Origin of the sequence: Anabaena sp. UHCC 0253, assembly GCF_009712085.1 — a bacterium.
GTDB lineage: Bacteria > Cyanobacteriota > Cyanobacteriia > Cyanobacteriales > Nostocaceae > Dolichospermum.
Genome location: NZ_VILD01000004.1, coordinates 221,288 through 239,611, shown reverse-complemented (window position 1 = coordinate 239,611; position 18,324 = coordinate 221,288). Strand labels below are relative to the sequence as shown.

19 protein-coding genes are annotated in these 18,324 nt (G+C 37.6%); 10 read left to right on the top strand and 9 right to left on the bottom strand.

All coding sequences use genetic code 11. The features are described 5' to 3' along the window. Positions 1-73: 73 nt before the first annotated feature. Complete coding sequence (sufR, locus tag FJR38_RS12980) at positions 74-745, bottom strand: iron-sulfur cluster biosynthesis transcriptional regulator SufR (RefSeq protein ID WP_168537444.1); 672 nt, start codon at positions 743-745, stop codon at positions 74-76. A gap of 230 nt (positions 746-975) precedes the next feature. Here sufR and sufB point away from each other — a divergent pair, with 230 nt between their 5' ends. From sufB to FJR38_RS12945, 7 genes are all read left to right on the top strand, one after another. Further along, the gene (gene sufB / locus FJR38_RS12975; RefSeq protein WP_168537443.1) at positions 976-2,415 is read left to right on the top strand and encodes a Fe-S cluster assembly protein SufB; all 1,440 of its coding nucleotides are present in this window, start codon (positions 976-978) and stop codon (positions 2,413-2,415) included. A gap of 81 nt (positions 2,416-2,496) precedes the next feature. Continuing rightward, positions 2,497-3,282, top strand: coding sequence for a Fe-S cluster assembly ATPase SufC (gene sufC, locus FJR38_RS12970; protein ID WP_168537720.1), 786 nt, complete (start codon positions 2,497-2,499; stop codon positions 3,280-3,282). Continuing rightward, complete coding sequence (sufD, locus tag FJR38_RS12965) at positions 3,282-4,598, top strand: Fe-S cluster assembly protein SufD (RefSeq protein WP_168537442.1); 1,317 nt, start codon at positions 3,282-3,284, stop codon at positions 4,596-4,598. Before sufC ends, sufD begins: the two co-directional genes overlap by 1 nt. 121 nt (positions 4,599-4,719) lie before the next feature. Continuing rightward, the gene (locus FJR38_RS12960; protein WP_168537441.1) at positions 4,720-5,985 is read left to right on the top strand and encodes a cysteine desulfurase; all 1,266 of its coding nucleotides are present in this window, start codon (positions 4,720-4,722) and stop codon (positions 5,983-5,985) included. A 459-nt stretch (positions 5,986-6,444) separates the two neighbouring features. Further along, entirely contained in the window at positions 6,445-7,878 is a 1,434-nt protein-coding gene (locus FJR38_RS12955; RefSeq protein WP_168537440.1) for a BCD family MFS transporter, read from the top strand. Between the two features lie 111 nt (positions 7,879-7,989). Next, a complete protein-coding gene (locus FJR38_RS12950; RefSeq protein WP_168537439.1) occupies positions 7,990-8,799 on the top strand; it encodes an inositol monophosphatase family protein in 810 nt (269 codons plus the stop codon). 18 nt (positions 8,800-8,817) lie between these two features. Continuing rightward, positions 8,818-9,774, top strand: a complete 957-nt coding sequence (locus tag FJR38_RS12945; protein WP_168537438.1) for an alcohol dehydrogenase catalytic domain-containing protein — start codon at positions 8,818-8,820, stop codon at positions 9,772-9,774. 12 nt (positions 9,775-9,786) lie between these two features. Here the strand turns inward: FJR38_RS12945 and FJR38_RS12940 are convergent, their stop codons facing one another. The 5 genes from FJR38_RS12940 to FJR38_RS12920 form a co-directional block, all read right to left on the bottom strand. Next, complete coding sequence (locus FJR38_RS12940) at positions 9,787-10,137, bottom strand: hypothetical protein (RefSeq protein WP_168537436.1); 351 nt, start codon at positions 10,135-10,137, stop codon at positions 9,787-9,789. 57 nt (positions 10,138-10,194) lie between these two features. Continuing rightward, positions 10,195-10,464, bottom strand: coding sequence for a hypothetical protein (locus FJR38_RS12935; RefSeq protein ID WP_168537718.1), 270 nt, complete (start codon positions 10,462-10,464; stop codon positions 10,195-10,197). 300 nt (positions 10,465-10,764) lie between these two features. Further along, entirely contained in the window at positions 10,765-11,799 is a 1,035-nt protein-coding gene (gene chlG / locus FJR38_RS12930) for a chlorophyll synthase ChlG (protein ID WP_168537434.1), read from the bottom strand. A gap of 62 nt (positions 11,800-11,861) precedes the next feature. Next, complete coding sequence (locus FJR38_RS12925; RefSeq protein ID WP_168537432.1) at positions 11,862-12,962, bottom strand: ArsA family ATPase; 1,101 nt, start codon at positions 12,960-12,962, stop codon at positions 11,862-11,864. 86 nt (positions 12,963-13,048) lie between these two features. Continuing rightward, positions 13,049-13,240 carry a DUF2862 domain-containing protein gene (locus FJR38_RS12920; protein ID WP_168494617.1) on the bottom strand — a complete coding sequence of 64 codons (192 nt, stop codon included), beginning with the start codon at positions 13,238-13,240 and terminating at the stop codon, positions 13,049-13,051. Positions 13,241-13,348: 108 nt separating this feature from the next. On the opposite strand from FJR38_RS12920, the gene FJR38_RS12915 reads away from it, so the two are divergent. Beyond that, positions 13,349-14,056 (top strand): Uma2 family endonuclease, encoded by a 708-nt coding sequence (locus tag FJR38_RS12915; protein WP_168537430.1) that lies wholly within the window; start codon positions 13,349-13,351, stop codon positions 14,054-14,056. A 232-nt stretch (positions 14,057-14,288) separates the two neighbouring features. Here FJR38_RS12915 and FJR38_RS12910 read toward each other — a convergent pair whose 3' ends face one another. Next, positions 14,289-14,507, bottom strand: coding sequence for a hypothetical protein (locus FJR38_RS12910; RefSeq protein ID WP_168494613.1), 219 nt, complete (start codon positions 14,505-14,507; stop codon positions 14,289-14,291). A gap of 546 nt (positions 14,508-15,053) precedes the next feature. Further along, a complete protein-coding gene (locus FJR38_RS12905) occupies positions 15,054-15,296 on the bottom strand; it encodes a hypothetical protein (protein WP_168537428.1) in 243 nt (80 codons plus the stop codon). Positions 15,297-15,899: 603 nt separating this feature from the next. Here FJR38_RS12905 and FJR38_RS12900 point away from each other — a divergent pair. Together FJR38_RS12900 and FJR38_RS12895 are read left to right on the top strand one after the other, a co-directional pair. Further along, a complete protein-coding gene (locus tag FJR38_RS12900) occupies positions 15,900-16,547 on the top strand; it encodes a sigma-70 family RNA polymerase sigma factor (RefSeq protein WP_168537426.1) in 648 nt (215 codons plus the stop codon). A 166-nt stretch (positions 16,548-16,713) separates the two neighbouring features. Then, positions 16,714-17,361: a hypothetical protein gene (locus tag FJR38_RS12895; protein WP_168537424.1), complete on the top strand. Its 648-nt coding sequence runs from the start codon at positions 16,714-16,716 to the stop codon at positions 17,359-17,361. 123 nt (positions 17,362-17,484) lie between these two features. On the opposite strand, the gene FJR38_RS12890 is transcribed toward FJR38_RS12895, so the two are convergent. Then, positions 17,485-18,321, bottom strand: a complete 837-nt coding sequence (locus FJR38_RS12890) for an SWIM zinc finger family protein (RefSeq protein ID WP_168537422.1) — start codon at positions 18,319-18,321, stop codon at positions 17,485-17,487. Positions 18,322-18,324 lie beyond the last annotated feature (3 nt).

Here is an 18,324-nt window from a genome sequence, read left to right as displayed (position 1 = left end):
TAAAATCCAAAAATTCACACTTTATCTGCGTCTATCTGCGTTTATCTGCGTTCAATAATTTTTATCCCATCTTCTAACTTTTTTGAACCAAATAACCACAACGATGTTCACCATGAATCAGCGAGTGAGTCCGTTCTACAGTACAATCAGGTAAAATAGCCGCAAACATTTCTAATTCATGACCACAAACACTAGGAAAAGATTCAGCAACATTAGAAATAGCGCAGGTATGTTCCATAAAAATGAATCTCTCCGCACCATTAGGATCTGATTCCATAGCGTGAAACTCCGCCATAAAACCTTCAGCCTTTCGCAATTCTACCAAATTTGCTACTCGTTCCTGCAAAGAACCATTACCCACCCGTTCCCGATATTCCTGGGCTTTGCGTTCCCACTGTTTCCGTAAAATAGATTTTACTTGATCACGTCCCACCGTTTCCGCTAAGGTGTCCAGAAGAGAAACAGCAAAATCGCCATAACTATCATTTAAGTAATTAACGCTTTTTTGTAAATGTTGTCTTCCTCGCCTACTCAAGTGATAAACGTGCTGTGGTCTGCCCATACTCGGCTGTTCTGATACTGAGTATATAACTAGTTCATCCGTCTCCAAATCCTTTAAATGGCGGCGAATCGCTTGGGGACTGACATCAAAAGAGTTAGCCAACTCAACAGCCGTTGCTTGTGAGTGTTTCAATAAATACTCTAAAATATCTTGCTTCGTTGAAGTCTGCTGTGTAGTCGTCATCTTCTTTATTAGACGCTTCGCAAACGTCCCAAAAAATTTTTTCTGAAAATTTGACTTAAACAACATTGTTGTTGTTAATCTATCGTACAATGAAAATAGATTAAACAACAGCCGAGTTGTTTTAGTCGTTAAACCTATTCTAGCAGTCCTGTTAGCGATCGGTAACACAAAACGGGAGTCAGCGTCATGCAACCCGTCGGCCGTCCTTTAAAGAGAACACAGAAGAAACGATGAGCGCATCCGTCACCACCTTAGTCAACCAACCTTACAAGTACGGCTTTGTTACCGATATTGAAGCCGATACTATCCCTCGTGGGTTAAGCGAAGATGTTATTCGCCTGATTTCCGCCAAAAAGAATGAGCCGGAATTCATGTTGGAATATCGTCTCCGCGCTTATCATCAATGGCTGAAAATGACAGAACCAACTTGGCCTCATGTCAAATATCCGCCTATTAATTATCAGGATATTATTTATTATTCTGCACCGAAACAAAAAAAAGCAAAGCTCAATAGTTTAGATGAAGTTGATCCCACTTTATTGGAAACCTTTGCTAAATTAGGTATTCCTTTAAATGAACAAAAGCGATTAACTAATGTTGCTGTTGATGCGATTTTTGATAGTGTTTCTGTCGCCACTACATATAAAGAAAAACTGGCTAAAGAAGGCGTAATCTTCTGTTCTTTTTCGGAAGCTCTACAAGAACACCCAGAACTAATTAAAAAATATTTGGGTAGCGTTGTTCCTATTGCTGATAATTATTTTGCAGCTTTAAATGCGGCTGTATTTAGTGATGGTTCTTTCGTTTATATTCCTAAAGGACTAAAATGTCCAATGGAATTGTCAACTTATTTCCGCATTAATTCCGGTGATACAGGACAGTTTGAACGGACTTTAATTGTCGCCGACGAAGGGAGTTATGTTTCTTATTTAGAAGGTTGTACAGCACCTATGTACGACAGCAACCAATTACACGCTGCGGTTGTGGAATTGGTGGCTTTAGATAATGCGGAAATTAAATATTCTACTGTGCAGAACTGGTACGCTGGTGATGTTAATGGTAAAGGCGGAATTTACAACTTTGTGACTAAACGTGGTTTGTGTCAAGGTGTCAATTCTAAGATTTCTTGGACTCAAGTAGAAACAGGTTCAGCTATTACTTGGAAGTATCCTAGTTGCGTCTTGGTTGGTGATAATTCCGTCGGTGAATTTTACTCTGTTGCATTAACAAATAATATGCAGCAAGCCGATACTGGTAGTAAGATGATTCACGTTGGTAAAAATACTCGCAGTACAATTATTTCTAAGGGAATTTCTGCTGGTAAATCTAGTAATAGTTACCGTGGTTTGGTGAAGATTAATCCTACTGCTAAGGGTGCGAGAAATTATTCTCAATGTGATTCGATGTTAATTGGTGATAATGCTCAAGCGAATACTTTTCCTTATATTCAAGTTCAGAATAATACTGGGAAGGTTGAGCATGAGGCTTCTACTTCTAAAATTGGTGAAGATCAATTGTTCTTTTTTGCTCAACGTGGTATTTCTTCGGAAGATGCTATTTCGATGATGATTAGCGGTTTCTGTAAGGATGTTTTTAATCAGCTTCCTATGGAGTTTGCTGTTGAGGCTGATAAGTTGTTGAGTCTGAAGTTGGAAGGTAGTGTTGGTTGATCTGTTTTCGTTGAGGTTCTTTTTTTAATGAACCACGAAGACACGAAGGAAGCGAAGAAAGAAGATAAGAAGGAAGAGAAGATGATTGTTGAGAATAGTGATTTGATTTTGTCGGTTAAGGATTTGACGGCTAATGTTGATGAAACTCCGATTTTGAAGGGGTTAAATTTGGAAGTTCGGGCTGGAGAAATTCACGCGATTATGGGACCTAATGGTTCTGGAAAAAGTACGTTTTCTAAGGTTTTGGCGGGACATCCAGCTTATACTGTGACTGGTGGTGAGGTGGTTTTCCAAGGACAAAATCTTTTGGAAATGGGAGCGGAGGAAAGGGCTAGAGGTGGTGTGTTTTTAGCTTTTCAATATCCTCTGGAAATTCCTGGTGTTAGTAATTTGGATTTTCTCCGGGTGGCTTATAATTCTCGGAGAAAGGCTCAGGGGTTGGAGGAAGTTGACGCTTTCGATTTTGATGATTTGGTTGAGGAAAAGTTGGATATTGTGAAGATGAATTCTTCTTTTCTTAACCGCAGTGTGAATGAGGGTTTTTCTGGTGGAGAAAAGAAGCGGAATGAAATTCTGCAAATGGCGATTTTAGAACCAAAGTTAGCTATTTTAGATGAAACTGATTCGGGTTTAGATATTGACGCTCTGAAAATTGTTGCTAATGGGGTGAATCAGTTAACTAATGCTGAAAACGCCACAATTATGATTACTCACTATCAGCGTCTTCTCGATTATATTGTTCCTGATTTTGTTCACGTTATGGCGCAGGGACAAATTATTAGAAGTGGTGGTAAGGAGTTGGCGTTGGAGTTAGAATCTCGCGGTTATGATTGGGTTCTAGAGGAAGCTTTGGGAGTGGGTGTGTAATGTCTATTCCAGTTTCTCTTACTTCTATTCCTGAGTCTCTATTAGATAGAGATGCTTTTTTAAGTGATTTGTTAAGTCGGGTAACTACAACAAAATCAGATGGTTGGTTACAAGATTTGCGCGACGGTGCTGTTAATTGGGTTCGTCATTCTGTTATCCCCAATACCCGCGAGGAAGAATGGCGTTTTACTGATTTATCAGCACTAAAAAAGGTAGATTTTAATTTAGGGACGTTTAATGAAACGTCTGTTGAAGATTTTGTTTTACCTGAAGTTTCTCAACGTTTAGTTTTTGTAAATGGTGTTTATGCACCTCATTTATCTAATACTGAAAATTTACCTGCGGGTTTAATTGTTGGTAATTTGGATATTTTACCTGGTGAGGTTGTTCGGGAATATTTAGCGCAAGCTGAAGGTGAGAAGGAAGTTTTTACTGCTCTGAATACTGCGGCTTTAAATGATGTCGCGGTAGTATGGGTTAGTAAAAATGTGGTGGTTGAAACTCCCATTCATTTACTATTTGTTTCTGTTTCGGGTGAGTTTGCGACTATTTCCCAACCTCGTGTTTTAGTAGTGGCTGAAAATAATTCTCAAGTCACTTTAATAGAAGAGTATATTTCATTTTCACAAAATGAGGGTGTTTACTTCACCAATGGTGTTACGGAAATTTGGGTAAATGAAAATGCTCAGGTGAGTCACAATAGAATTGTGCGGGAAGGTGCAGCGGCTTTTCATGTTGGAAAAACTGCTGTTACTCAGGCGCGATATAGTCGTTATCATTGTAATGCGGTGACGGTTGGTGGAAAAATATCACGTCACAATTTGGAGATTTTGCAAACTGGTGAGCAAACGGAAACGACGCTGAATGGGTTGACTGTGATTGCTGATAGTCAGTTGGCTGATACTCACAGTGCTTTATCTTTAAATCATCCTCATGGTGTGAGTAAACAGTTACATAAGTGCATTATAGGCGATCGCGCTCATGGTGTATTTAATGGTAAGGTTTTTGTTCCTAAACTGGCGCAGTTAACTGACGCATCTCAATTAAACCGCAATTTGCTGTTATCATCTAAGTCGAGAATTGATACCAAACCTCAATTAGAAATCACTGCTGATAATGTTAAATGCGCTCACGGTGCTACTGTCAGTCAGTTGGAGGATAATGAAATATTCTACCTGCAAAGTCGCGGTATTGATGAAAATGATGCCCGCAAGTTATTAGTTAATGCTTTCGCAACGGAAATTATTAACTTTATCCCTGTTGCTTCTTTGCGAGAAAGTTTGTTGAGAACTGTCACAAGTCTCACGAATAAGTAATTGTGGTTTTTCTGCTAGTTCGTAGTGAGCGATTTATCGCTCAAATGCATAATTTTTAGGACTAAAGTCCTAACTACGAACTTTCTAAATTATAGATATTATTCTGAACTTCTTCTACAAAATGGTCATCACTTCTACCAAATCTCTCGGTGATAAAGTTCGCGCTGACTTCCCAATTTTACATCAGGAAGTTCACGGTAAACCCCTGGTTTATCTCGATAATGCGGCTACTTCTCAAAAGCCTTTAGTTGTATTAAATGCTTGGCGTGATTATTACGAACAATATAATTCTAATGTCCACCGTGGCGCACATTCTCTAAGTGCAAAAGCAACAGATGCTTATGAAGCCGCACGGGATAAAGTTGCTAATTTTATTAATGCGAAATCACGTCAAGAAATTGTTTACACTCGCAATGCTAGTGAAGCAATTAACTTAGTTGCTTACAGTTGGGGAATGGGCAATTTACAGCCAGGAGATGAAATTATTCTCTCGGTAATGGAACATCATAGTAATATTGTTCCTTGGCAATTTGTCGCCCAAAAAACAGGCGCAATATTGAAGTTTGTGGAATTGACGACCGAAGAAACTTTTGATTTAGAACAGTTTAAAACTCTGATTTCTGAGAAAACAAAACTGGTGTCTATCGTTCATGTTTCTAATACTTTGGGTTGTATAAATCCAGCCAAAGAAATAGCTGAAATTGCTCACAGATACGGTGCGAAATTCTTACTTGATGCTTGCCAAAGTGTCCCCCATATGCCTATTGATGTCCAAGAAATTGACTGTGATTGGTTGGTAGCTTCTGGACATAAAATGTGCGCTCCCACTGGTATTGGCTTTTTATATGGTAAGCTGGAATTACTAGAAGCAATGCCGCCATTTTTCGGTGGTGGTGAGATGATTGCAGAGGTATTTTTAGACCATTCCACCTATGCAGAATTACCCCATAAATTTGAAGCTGGTACTCCGGCTATTGGGGAAGCGATCGCACTTGGGACAGCAATAGATTATCTTACTAATATTGGTATGGATAAAATCCATGCTTATGAAGCTGAATTAACTGCCTATTTATTCGCGCAATTAGCGCAAATACCCCAAATCAGAATCTACGGACCAAAACCTAATGCTGAAGGGGAAGGTAGAGCCGCATTAGCAGCTTTTACAGCAGAAGATGTTCACGCTAATGATTTAGCAACTTTGTTAGATCAAGAAGGTGTGGCCATACGTTCTGGACATCATTGTACACAACCACTACACCGTTATTTAAGTTTAGCGGGAACTGCACGAGTAAGTTTATCTTTTTACAATACTCGTGAAGAAATTGATGTTTTCATTAAGGCTTTGAAGGAGACTTTGGACTTTTTTGCTAGTGTGTTTGCTGAGTAAATACAGGGTGGGTAATTCCCACCTTTTTTGATTTATAGCTGTTCTCTATAAAAATATGATTTTATCTCACGCAGAGGCGCAGAGTCTCAGAGAGTAAGAATTTTTGATTTTTCAATTTCATACTTCAATTCAGCAACGCCAGAATTTATAATTAAAATTGATATTTTGATTTTTTAATTAATACATTGCAAAATATGAATTAAACTTTATATCCCTTGCAAAATCAATATAAACGTTAAAAACTTTATCTCTCAGACTCTGAGTATCTGCGTCTGGGCGTGAAACAAATTCATACTTTCAATCTAGCAAAAGCGATTTTAAAATAATGAAATCTGAGATGATTCAATATTTTACTAATTATGTCTAATATATTGATTATAATCCAATAATGTCAATTTCGTTGATTAATTTTAAAGTAAATTAGAAATTGAATTCTGTAACCCATACAAAAAAGTAACTATGGCAATTGACGATACATTTGATACCCCAAATCAATCTCTAACTCTACCAAAAGTCAACATTTTCACCATGTTCCGGCTAGGATTGTTTCAAATGGGGTTAAGTATGATGTCTATCTTGACTTTGGGGGTACTGAACCGAGTCATGATTCAGGAAATCGCAATTCCCGCTACATTGGTGGCTTTGGTGTTAGCATTACCTTCATTTGTAGCACCAACGCGGATTTTGTTTGGACAAATGTCCGATTCTAAACCCTTGTTAGGTTATCATCGTACAGCTTATGTATGGGTAGGAGCAGGAATATTTGCGATCGCTGCCTTTTTAGCGGTACAAGTAATGTGGCAGTTAAATGCCGCTAATATTGGAGATACCTGGGTATGGACTACCCAAACAATTGGTTGGACAGCAGTTTTAGGTTTAGTTTTCGCAGTTTATGGATTAGCAATTTGTGCTAGTGGTACTACATTTGCAGCTTTATTAGTTGATATCTCCGAAGAAGACAACCGTTCTCAAGTTGTTGGTATTGTTTGGTCAATGTTGATGGTAGGGATTATAGTTGGAGCAATTATTAGTTCTAGCTTATTGCAGCAATTAACCACAGACGCACCCCTAGAAACTTTACAAGCAGCAATTAATAAATTATTTCAAATTGTTCCTGGAATAGTTTTTTGTTTAGCAATTGTCGCAACTGTGGGAGTTGAAAAAAAATATTCTCGGTTCTTTAATCGTTCCAATATGGGAAATAGAGAAGATAGTATTACTTTAAGAGGTGCTTGGAAAATCTTAACAGCTAGTCCACAAACAGGCTTATTTTTCACTTTTTTATTAGTGATGACTATTAGCTTGTTTATGCAAGATCCTATTTTAGAACCTTATGCGGGACAAGTCTTTAATATGCCTTTAGCGGAAAGTACCAAACTCAACGTTTTTTATGGTACAGGTATATTAATTTCCTATGGTGTTACAGGTTTTTTCATTGTTCCCCGGTTAGGTAAACGCAGAACTATCAAGCTAGGTTGTATTTTAGTTGCATTTGCGGCTTTATTATTGGGTTTTTCAGGATTTTCTGCAAATCCAACTGTCCTCAAATCAACTTTAGTTTTATTTGGTTTAGCGACTGGTTTTGTCACCACCGCAGCAGTTAGTTTAATGCTAGATTTAACCATTGCTGAAGCCGCAGGTACATTTATTGGTGCTTGGGGACTTGCTCAGTCTATTTCTAGAGGAATTGCCACAGTAATTGGTGGTACTCTTTTAGATGTAGGGCGCAGATTGTTACCAGATAATTTAGTATTAGCCTATGGGTTAGTATTTGCTTTAGAAGCTACAGGAATGTTGATATCAATTTGGTTTTTAAATCGTGTCAATGTGACAGAATTTCAAACTAATACTAAACAAGCTTTAGCTTCTGTTTTAGAAAGTGATTTAGATTAATTAATAATTGACAATTGACAATTGACAATTGACAATTGACAATTGACAATTGACAACTAACAACTGACAACTGACAACTGACAACTGACAACTAACAACTGACTAATAAAAATGAACGATTTTTGGGATACGATTTTAGACTTTGCTGAAACTACCACTACCAGAGTGGGAAAACAATTAATGCAGGATTTTGGACAAGTTCAAGCTTCGCAAAAAGCTGACGGTAGTTTAGTTACAAAATCAGATAAATGGGCAGATCAAGAAATTCGAGATGCCATTGTTTCTACTTTCTCAGGTTACGGTATTTTGAGTGAAGAAAGTGACCAGACTTTTCCTGATAAAGAATGGTGTTGGGTTATTGATCCTTTAGATGGTACAACCAACTTTACAAGAGGAATTCCGATTTGGTCTATTTCTCTGGGTTTACTTTATCGAGGAACACCCATTTTTGGCTACGTTTACGCGCCACCATTAAATCAAGACTTTCATGGATTTTGGGCGGGTTCATCAGGCTTAACAACACCAACGGGAGCATTTTTAAATCATCACCCCATTCATACAAGTAGTGATGCTCCCAGCAAAAACCACTTTTTTAATCTTTGTTCTCGCAGTACCGGCATTATTCAACCGGGTTTTCCCTGTAAATTGCGAATGTTAGGAGTTGCTAGTTATAACTTTCTTACAGTCGCAACTGGTGCAGTTTTGGGAGGAATTGAAGCGACACCAAAGGTATGGGATATTGCAGGTGCGTGGGTAATAGTTCAAGCTGCTGGAGGTACATGGGTATCTCTGAATTCTGAGTCTTTTCCATTATCACCGGGAATGGATTACAGCGATCGCTCTTTTCCGACAATGGTTGTGAGTAATTCCGATTTGATTCCGGTATTTACACCGTTTCTAGAAAGTATGAAATTTTCATAACTAACAATTGACAACATTATGAAAGGACTTTGGTTAGAAAATAATCAATTACAACTACGCACCAATATTCCTATTCCTGAACCACCACCAGGAGAGGCTTTAGTGCGGGTTTTGTCTGCGGGGATTTGTAATACTGATTTAGAATTAATTAAAGGTTATTATCCCTATACTGGCATTATCGGCCATGAGTTTGTTGGTGTTGTGGAAAAAGGTCCAGAACAGTTAATTAATCAAAGAGTAGTTGGTGAAATTAACGCTGCTTGTGGTTATTGTCGCTTTTGTCTTCGGGGACAACCAACTCATTGCGAAAATCGCACAGTTTTAGGTATTGTTAACCGTAATGGTGCTTTTGCAGAATATCTATCTTTACCTATTGAAAATTTGCATATTGTTCCCGAAAATGTTTCTACAGAAGCTGCAACTTTTACTGAACCCATAGCCGCAGCATTAGAAATTCAAGAACAAATGCAAATATGTAAAAATGATCGAGTATTGGTAGTAGGAGATGGTAAATTAGGACAATTAATAGCTCAAACTTTAGCTTTAACTGGTTGTGAATTATTAGTAGTAGGAAGACATCAAGATAAATTAGAACATTTAGCAGCGAGAGGAATTAAAACTGGTTTAGCTGATAGCGTCACTGATAAATATTTTGATATCTCTGTTGATTGTACAGGAAATCCCGAAGGATTCTCTACTGCACGTCGGGCTTTACGTCCGCGTGGGACATTAATCTTAAAAAGCACTTATGCAGGAAATCTCAGTTTAGATGCTTCTTCTTTGGTGGTAGATGAAATTACCCTAATTGGTTCTCGTTGTGGTCCCTTTGTTCCAGCCTTGGAGTTATTAGCAACAGAAAAGGTAGATATCCAATCTTTAATTCATGCTCATTATCCCCTTTCTCAAGGTTTAGAAGCTTTTGAAAAGGCAAAAACCAAAGGAGTTTTAAAAGTTTTGTTAGAGATGAATTTGTAATTTATGATATACTCACAGGCTACTACTCAAACAAGATAAATTACCAGCTTTAATCATCACAATTAAATGTTCAATGCGTTCATACTCATCCAGTTCTTGTAATTCCCTGGGTGTGAGTTTACCTGATTTGCTGTTTATTAGCAAAGTACGTAACCTATCTTGCATTTCCGGTGTGGGTTTAAATTCGGCTATTTGTTGCGGAGTGGGATTACTAGCAAGAAAATTAAGGATATATTGGTAAGTTTGTGTTGGTATTGGTGATTGTTGAAGACTCAAAGCCAGTAATTCTGGTAAAGTATCTATCCCTATTTGTGCTATTTGTTGAGATAATTCTTCTGATATTTCTAGGGTAATTTTGGGCATAGTGCATTTTTCCAAAATCTGTTATTTTCCATAATACAAAAATCCTCACATCCAAAATTAATTTGATTGATAATCTTTACAACCAATCGCTTCTTCGGTATTCGCAACATAAGGATTTACCGTACATTTAAGACGGTAATTATTAGTGAAAAATTGGCAATTATGACAAGGGACTTTGTGCATTTTTTGAGCAGTCTTCACAGTTGCTTTTGTTGCTGTCCATAAATTCAAAAATACCAGAATAATCACAGTCCAAGCTATAACAAAACAAATTGGCACTAAAAATGGTTGTATTCCCTGAATTAGGAAAGATATAAAATTCAACATGGCAATTACTAATACAACAGAGGAGTTAGAAATTAATATAAATCCTAACCCCTCATTGATTACCACTAGCTAAAGATATATTACAAAAGTCTCACCTATAGGACTTACGCAAAATATCTCTCAAACTCTCTTTCCTTCGTGTTCTTCGTGTCTATCCCTTCGGGACGCTCCGCGAACGTGGTTCATTATTCCGTGACTTGTACATAAGTCCTAACCTATTTAGACAACAACCAGAAAATAATGAATTTCTTCCTTTGCGTCTTTGCTCCTTAGCGCCTTTGCGCGAAACCTTCCTCTTACTTAAACCCCAGCATGACCTAATGCAATACCTGTTACCAACATTCCCAATACCAAAAAAGGTTGGGCGCTGGCTTGATATTTGACATCATTCGCTATGGGGTCACGGAGAAAATACATATCCTGGAAAGTGATTTGGGGAATGATTAATAAAACGAGAATTGCTGCGTATAAATTCTCATGAATACTCACCAAATAACCTGCAACCAAACCTTGAAATAAGTCAATCATGACTACACAAATCAAAGCCGCAGTTTTTATCCCAAACATAACTGGTAATGATTGTAAACCTAATTGGCGATCGCCTTCCACACTCTTAAAATCATTGACAATGGCAATCCCTAAACCTGCCAAACTGTAAAATAGAGTCAGAATCACAATTTTCCAATTCAATTCTCCAAATAAAGCATGGCCAGCCCACCAAGGTAAAGCAATATAACTTGCACCTAAAGCATAATTTCCTAACCAACCATTTTGTTTCAATTTCAATGGTGGTGCAGAATAGATATAAGCAATGAAACTACCAAAAACAGACAACAGCAAAACAGTAGGAACTGGATGACCTGCCCATAAATCTAAGGTATAAGCTACACCATATCCTAGTAATAGTAAAAGCACAAATTGACTAATTACTTGCTTTTCAGAAATTCTCCCCGAAGGTATGGGACGATAAGGTTCATTAATCGCGTCAATTTCCCGGTCATAATAATCATTGATGGTTTGGGTATAACCAGTCAATAATGGACCCGAAAGCAACATACAAAGGGCAGACTTCAAAACATTTTCTAAAGTCCAAGTGTAGTTTCCAGAAGAAGCCGCACCGCAGACTACACCCCAAATCAGGGGAATCCAGGTAATCGGTTTCATCAATTGCAAGCGAATTTTCCAAATAGAAGTTTCTCCCGCACTTGCACCTTTCATTCCCAGCAATTGCCGAGTTTTCGCATTGCGGTCTTCTGTGATTGTAACTTCTGGATTTGTAGATTCTACAACCTCATTCGGCTGAGGATTTGGATTAATGGGAGTTGATTCAGGCATAAGGTGTAATGGATAATTGACAATTGATAATTGACAATTGATAATTGCCAATTACCAATCACCTAAAACGAAATTATCAAATAACTATTTTGAAACTTTGCGCCAGTAACAGGTTTACCACTGAGAGCCGGGGGGAGGAAGATATTACGTCTTTGATCTCCGGCTTCTACTGTGACTTCTGGACCGTACTGGGTGAGTTTGACTTGCTTTTTGTCAAAACCAGGTAAAAATAAGCGTACTTGGCGATTATGTACGTCAATTTCAATTGGTTGGTTAGCTTGTAATGCTTGCTCAACAAAGTTGGGTAAAGCATCTATGAGAGGTTGCCATTCACCATTGGAGACATCAGGAACTATGCTCACAGGTAGAGGTGCAAATTCCTCAGATAAACTGATATTTTCTCCACCAGCAACTAAGATTGCTCCACCAATAGTTAAACCAATTTGTTGGGCGCTTCCCCACAAATAGCGGGAATTTGCAACATCAATGGGATCTGAAGTTGTCACCAAAAAAGCGGCAACACGCTGGGGATTAGCTAAAGCAGCTTTACCTTCTTCAAGAAAATTATTAACTTGGTTAGTCGGTTGGGCAAAATTATCAGCAGTCCAATTAATATTGAAAAGACTACCAATTAAAGGTTGAAGAAAGGGAGATTCTGTAATTGTTTTCCCTAAATCGGAGTTAACAAACAATTGCCGGAATCGCCTTACATACCAACTTAAAGATTCTGGCATTCCCAACATTCGCAAGCTGGAAGCGTCACCTGTACCATCATAGATAATCGCGTCATATTTGCCACTGGCATCATATTCACGAATAGCATTGAGAGCCAGGGCGTTGTCCATCCCTGGTAATGCTACCAGTTCTTGCCCATAAACCTCTTTAAAAATAGGTGTACGGAGGTATTGAGCCTCCAATTTTTTCACTTCGTCCCAGTTACGTTCGAGCAGTACAGATGCTTGAAACTGTACTGCTTGCAGATTGGGAGAGATTTCCTGGGGGTCAGGAGTCAGAGCAGTATTGAGTAGAATTGGCAATGTTGGATCTGCTAGTCCTGCTAGGAGTACCCGTTTGCCTTGTGTTGCCAAACTAATGGCTGCGGCGATCGCTATTTTACTGCGAGCTATGCCGTTTTTGCCCAAAAATGTCAGTATCAAGGCCATTACTCAATTTCCAATTATCACCTATCTTTTCAATTACAACTTAGCACTCAACCAATCTTCTTAGCCTCTGCTATAAGTTGTTTTGACTAAGCTGGTTTGATTTCATCTTCAAAAAACCAGGTGGAGGATTTGTCGTCAAACTTGACCACCACACCGATTCCAGCCCCGTCAGTGACTTTGTAGCCTTCGATAATACCAACTTTTCCAAGTTTTTGAGCGATAGTAGAGGATACGCGATCGCGCAAACGAATTACTTTAACCTTCTGTCCAATTTCCATGATCTAGTTACAATGCAATAATCCAAATCTCAGTGTAGCGGAATCTGGTACTCAGTTTTCATTGCTCATCGCTTAAAATTAAATCAGTAAGCAAGTAGGTATACTCTTATGTTTGTTACAGCCCAACAGCTAGAACAACAAATGCCCGACGCGACTCAGTTGTTAAGTGATGAGCCGGAAATGGAAAGTTCTTTACATTATATGCAGTTACTAATGCTAGTAACTAGCTTGGAATGGTTATGGCGTGATCAAAATGATTTCTTTATTGGTGCAAATCTAACTATTTATTTTAGTCGTCAACAGTTAAAAAATCGAGAATTTAGGGGTCCAGATTTCTTCTTAGTCAAAGATACAGAAAAACGTCCCCGCACTTCTTGGGTTGTGTGGGAAGAAGACGGACGTTATCCCGATTTGATTATTGAATTACTGTCAGATAGTACAGCAAAAGTTGACCGCAATCTCAAAAAAGTTCTCTATGAAAGTCGCTTTCATACCCCAGAATATTTTTGGTTTAGTCCCGAAAATTTAGAATTTGTGGGGTTTAAACTCGTAGGAAATCAATATCAAGAAATTATCGCCAATGAACAGGGATTGCTTTGGAGTAAAGTCCTGAATTTATATTTAGGCATGGCTAATGGTAAGCTCCGCTATTTTACATCTGAAGGTGAGTTAGTACCAACACCAGAAGAAGCTGCTACAAAGATCCAAAATCAAGCTCTTGCAGCGGAACAGCAGTTAGCAGATGAAAGAGAGAAAGTACAAATTTTGGCAGCACATTTGCGATCGCTTGGTATAGATCCTGATAGTTTAAAGTAAGCAAATATGTAAGGCTTGCTGATAGCGTAGCATCAGCCATAAAAGTCTTTTCTTTAGGGTTAGGAGTAACCGAGACAGAATTAGAAAGAGATCAAAATAGTCATAAAAATCCCCTGAGAAACAAATAAGCAAGATTTGTTCAGCCAGGGGAGTATACGTAAGTGAATGCTAATATTTAAGTGAATCAAAATATTTACTTTTTCTGGAGTTAAAGATTCCTATATAGACAATATTATGGACTATTGTAGTTTCCTCCTGGTCCTGGTATGGCATTTATTGTGAATAACAAAGCTGTATTTGCCTGTTCAGGACTACCTGCTAATTGAGGAATGAGATCTGAAACGATAATATATGCAGCCGCAGTCAGCAGACCACCGCCATTAATGTTAGCAGATTCTTGATTAGAGATGTCGCTGAACAGTTCTTTATTTGTGGGAGTGATGATTTGCATAATATGTTCTGTTGAATTCACAGAATTGAGAAGGAGAAAAAACACTCAATACACAATATTCTCCAACTAGTACATAACGGCATAAATAACCCAACAATTAAAAATCTACACAAAGCTTTTTTAATTGTTAATTCCGTCCTGCGGTACTAGTAACAAAAATATGAGAGAAAGTGAATAATAGGTATTGATCGCTAATTTATAGCTAGAAAGGTAAGTAATTATTCAGTCTCCTCCACTCTACAATATTGCCGCAAAACTTAATTTATTTTAGAGATAAAGAGGGACTGAACAACTAATACTGTTTCTTGATGATAGCTTGCCTAGCGTAATCATAGATCCGCTTTATTCTTAGTTGGAGAGACTTGATCACATATCTCTCCATATTTCATGAACAAGCTAACTAGAGGCAACGAAACGATTAAGTAGGTAGGTGGGAAAACTTATAACTATGTCATTGCGAGTGGAACGGAGTGGAACGCAGCAATCCCAAGAGTTTTGGGTAATTTACAGTTCGTTACATAGTTGGGTTGATTAGCATCTACCTACTTATTCCTCACCAGACTCTCCTGAACCTGAGCCTGAACCTGAGCCTGAACCTCCTGACTTTTCAACTTTTATTGCGCCAATTGTAAACAGTAATGTAGTGTTCAGAAGATCAGAACCTCCAATACCAAATTCCTTAGCTACAGTAGTATAATTCGCAGCAGATGAGAGATTTCCACCATTAATATCAGCCGCGTCTTCATCAGAGATTGTGCTAAACAATTTAGCGTGTTTGATAACTTGCATGATGTTTTTCCTTACTTAACAGAAGAGTAAATATGAACTAGATGATCAACTGTTCCTACTTTCTATAACGAATACTCGACGCAAAATATTCTGAAATTAGAAAATTTCTTGGAGCGCATTTCCGAATAATCATATAATTTATATTTTTCCTCTATCTGAAGTAATAAAAAAAGTATAAATATCATCTCTACTGTTTAGACGATGTTAGCTATCTTGGCCTTGGGACTTAAATAGGAAGAATCGAAAGAAAAATATTCAGTGAAGCATTATCTTGCTAAATGCAATGATTGAATATTTGATGATGACCAAGCCCTAACGTGAAAGAAACCGCAACCCATCTACGAGGTTGTTGTGAGATATGCAGTGTAGGGGAAAAATTTAGGGAAGAAAGATTTGGTTTAAAACCCATAAATTTATATGGTGTTAATTAACAGTCTTTATATCCCCTTAGTTTAAAAAACTATAAATACTGAATTTACAAATTTGTTGGTGATGGCGTTATTCAATTAAGTTTGATTTACGCTCCAATTGTCACAAAAATAATCCTTTTATTCAGTAATTTGCGAATTTTAAATATTAGCTTATTAAACCAGGATGTATTGTATGTTACCAGTTCAAAAATCATGGTCTTATTCTTCAGAGATTTTTCTTGACTCAAACTATCTTCAGAGATTAGAAAAAATTGCTCGCAAATATACTAGGGGTACAAGTATCTCTTGGGAAGATGCTATTCAGACTGCCCATTTAAAAGTCTTCCAGTGCCTTCAATCTGGAAAATTCAGAGAAGGAGGATTAGAAAAATTTTATCGCTGGGCTGCGACTGTAGCTCGATATGCGATCATTGATTTTATTCGTCAAGAAAATCTGCGAAACTGCCAAAGTTTAGATTGCAACATTCCTGGCACAGATATCACTCTCTTAGATACTATTTCTGATGAATTTAACATCTTAGAAGCAGCAGAACGGGCAGATTTAATTTTTAAAGCGATCGAGGCAATTTATCAACTAGAACAACGCTATCCGCGCCAAAATTATCTCAAATTATGGCAAGGTAAAATTGATGGAAAAACACAGACTCAACTAGCTGGTGAATTAAGAGTTAGTCAGAGTGAAATATCCAAGCGATGGCAGGAACTTTTAGCACGGATTGCCGAGTCATTAGAATTGTTTAAAGTTGAAGATGTCAAGCATCAATTGCCAGAAACTCGTCAGCAAAAGAGAGAATACGATCGCTCAACAAAGCAATGGTAAGTTAATACAATGTCACCTTCTCATCAAAATTAAAGAAAATCCTGATATTTGCAAGCGTTCATACGTTAAATAATATAAGCCAGTTGATCACTCATTTCTGTTGGGAAACTAAAGATATGGGTGTAAACTTGAGTGAATCTAAATTTTAAGTAGGTAATGGTGTAATATGTTAACCCCACAACCCGGAGAAATTTGGGAAGTGAGTCGCTTAGTACAAAGTCCCCTCAAGTTCTCAGATGAAGAACAACAGACTTTTTACTCGTTCTTAGCACAAAATTTTTTAGCTGGCAACTCACCACCACGTTATGTAATGATTGTTAAAGAACCTGAACCACTCATGGATACAAATGATCAATGGCTGATTGTTTCTGTGATGTTGCTATCAGAAGAAATAGATTTTCTTAGTGATGTTGATTTGCTAATTCCTTCGCAAATATCTGGATTTAAACAAGATTTTTTAGCTGAAACGTGGCATATTGTTCCCGCACTAACTTGTAATTTAGCTCGACGAGTTGGCAACCGATTATCACGTCATATTTATGACTATTTGCTAACAGTTAGAGATTATTATTATGGGTTAGTTGATGAATTATTAATAATATCACCAATCCAAGAATTAGGGATAATATGTGGGGATTTATCTTCGGCAAATAGCTTAAAAATTCAAGGTTTTCACAAAGCAGAACAAGACTGGAGCGATATATTGACAGTACCAGTTGCAGCTTGTGAAACTTACTTAAAAAGTATTAACTTCACTAATTCATTATTAAATGAAGCAGTGCAATTAGAGCAAGACTTGAAATTTGACAATTAGTTAAGTTGATTTGGGTAAAGGTTAAAGGTTGTTTCTTTGCCTTTCTCCCTGAACCAATAAGTAAGTATTAAATTAAAATGTAATTGTTGCTATTTGTATGAAAATAAAATAGCAAATACTTGACTAACTTCCTCCCACATTCATCGCTGCTAAGAAAGCTTTTTGACTGACATCTTGATAAACTGTTTGCAAATATTTCATCACTAATTCACTTGCTGGTGATTTAGTTGTATTTTCCTCATCTTTTGCTAAAGGGATTGTTCCTAATATGTCTAATACTGTTTCACTTACAGCAGGTGAAATTACCACTAAAGACGATTCTAATGGCTCATTATATTGCCAAAAATCATCTATTTTAACAGGATATTGATGTTCAGAAATTTCTGCTTGAATTTCCGCTGTTTCCTGGATATTTTCTACATTTTTAGTGCTGCGTAATTGGCGTAAATCGCTGATAATTTGCTCTTTGGTACGTCCACGTAATTGAAATAATACAAAAGGATCTTCACTAAAGCGATCGCCTAATTGATAATATACTGCACCTATATGTTTACAAGGAACGGCTTTATCAGGACAAGAACATTTACTGTGAACATCACCCAGCGTAAAGGGAAATAATGATAAACCGTTACTGATAAAAACGTCTTCAATATTGTGTGGCATTTCCCCTGCCAGTAATTTAGCAGCAAAAAGCGCCTTTTGGGACATTGTTTCCACAACATAACCCCATTCTTCATCACTAAAAGCATCAAGCGAGAGAGAAACTTTGTAAGGTTCTATTTCACTCCCCTGTACCTTCGCTAATACCTTTGCACCTTTGAATTTAATACTCAGAACATTTCCCTGTCGAGAATAATTTCTTGCCCGTTCTAATCGCTTTTTAAATCTGTAAGAATCCAGTAAATCTAGCCACCTTTGTGACCACCATTCCCGACTCGCTTGTAAGGTTTCATTACTCATATA